Raw genomic sequence first — 2,206 nt, 5'->3', positions numbered from 1 at the left:
ATTTTACCATGGCTGGTATATCATACATTTACTATTAAAATCTCAGCCCCCATAGACCTATATCCTCTGCAAAAGTTTTATCTTTTGGATATTACACTCATTAGCATAAGTAAATTCCAATGCTAAAGGTCTTGTTTTTTTTCTTTTGTTTTCTTTCAATTCATTTTCTGTAACAAACAGTTTTAAATTTTATCGCATGGGATATTTTAAATTTATTTTCTAGGTAATTTGTACTTAATAATTATATTTTTTTTAACTAAAACTTTTATAAAAACTATTAAGGACAATAAACTCAAGAGTCATGTTTTATTAAAAATCTTGGATATATTATAATAGCATTTAGTTCTTCTGTTTCAGAATTTACAATTAATGAGAAAAATTCTTCCATATATGATATCTTTCTTATTAACTCATTATCGTTTAAATAAATATATGTATATTTTTCCTCTGGATTAACTGTGACAAAAATGGAACAGTTTTTTAAAAGATAAAACTCTTCAATTTGTTCTTTATATGGAATATTAATTGGTAGTTCGAAGAAGGAAATTTCATTGGTTCCTATATAATGTTTTATAAAAAAATTTTTAATTGGTAGTAAATAAGTATGGAAAGGACGATATAATAAAAAGTATCTATTCTCTTCTATATATACTGGACGTATTTTTTCTGAGGGAAAAGGTAGGGACCCTATAAAAGCTCTTTTTTTCGTTTCTAGATTGTAAGTAAAGATGTCGGTTCTTTTTGTCAAAAAATTTTCTTTTACATAAGGTATAAATGGAGAATCGATATAAAGAGAATGACTTTTTATACTGTAAAAAAAGCCATAATTAGGTTTTCCATAGTTTAAAAAACTTAATGTTTCAGAATACTCAACTTTATCAATTATATATTTAGATAACGCAGGCATTACACCGCTGATTAAATCTTGAATTAACTCTTCACAAGGAATAATCAGTAAAGTTTCAATCTTATTAATTATATCTTCACCTAAATTAAAATAGTATCTTTTTTCATCTGAGCTAATTCTACCAGTTTTAATAAATAGATAATTTCTGTTTTTGAATTTTTTTATTTCTGCGAATGAAATTTCGCAAATATAGTGGTTATCTGTTATAAATGCATCAAGATAAAATTCAGATTTATTATATAGGTCAATAATCAGAACAAATTTATCTTTAAAATTTTCACAATTATTTATGAGCATTATATATCTTTCATTTAATGCCAATACGTGAGTTGTAGATGGAATAAGCATATCTTTGTTTTCATTTTCTTCAGAAAACTCCATAATAAAACTGAACAACAAGCTCTCCTCTTTTTTTGCTAAATCTACACTAAATATTCTAATTTCACTAACTTTAGTACTAGTTGAGGTTATTGTGTAACCAGTTAGAGTAAATTTCTCCTCATCAAAAAAAATTATTTGAGATATTTTATTTTTGAGTTTATAACTAATAGTTTGTTCGACCTTGCCATTTTTAAAGGATAAAACTATAATAGATTCAATAATACTTCCAAGTATATCGTTCTTTTCCATAACAAACAGTATATTATTACAACTTTGATAAATAGGATGAAAAGATAACATGTCTTTATTAGCAAAAAAATTATAATGATTATATGTAATTTTATGATAATTGTTTAACATTTCTGATAAATCATATACAGGAATTTCAAACATTATTTTAAAAATTCCCTCCTAATTTTCAATTATTTTTGGCAATGAGGGTTGCCAGAAGTATTTAATAATGACAACCCTCAAGAAAGCTATTTGAAAAATTTCAATATAAAAGATAAAAAATATGAGCAGGAATTTTAGTATCCTTATTCATATAAATATGATAATGATAAAAATAATTAGGCATGCTTCCATGAATTTCTGGTCCATAAACATATCCACCAAATGTGATATAATTTTTTGCTACTGAATCAGCAAGATTTTTAGCCTTGATTTTATATTTACAGAAAACATCTAACCAATTATATACTCTCATATAAGCTTCTGAATAATCTATTGCTGGACCGATATAAAGAATACCATTTTTTATTGCTGCTTTATAATAATCATAGTTTCTGTTTTTAACATTTTCAATTACTTCACTTGCCTCTACGTATTTTTCTCCAAATAATTCAATTACTTTACCACTTAGCAAAAGAGAAGCTATTAAAGCTTCTGCAAGCCCTAAGGCTATTGGGATAGCAATGG

Annotated in this window: 1 protein-coding gene and 1 pseudogene; both read right to left on the bottom strand. The window is 25.4% G+C overall.

What is annotated here, in order from left to right:
• Positions 1-292 precede the first annotated feature (292 nt).
• Positions 293-1,681 (bottom strand): hypothetical protein, encoded by a 1,389-nt coding sequence (locus H964_RS04500; protein WP_039765061.1) that lies wholly within the window; start codon positions 1,679-1,681, stop codon positions 293-295.
• Positions 1,682-1,781: 100 nt separating this feature from the next.
• Positions 1,782-2,206, bottom strand: a pseudogene (locus tag H964_RS12490) (hypothetical protein); the annotation flags it as partial.

It is taken from the genome of Caldicellulosiruptor sp. F32 (assembly GCF_000404025.1).
Lineage (GTDB): Bacteria > Bacillota > Thermoanaerobacteria > Caldicellulosiruptorales > Caldicellulosiruptoraceae > Caldicellulosiruptor > Caldicellulosiruptor saccharolyticus.
The sequence above is the reverse complement of the archived record's forward strand: the minus strand, read 5'-3'. Positions and strand labels throughout refer to the sequence as shown.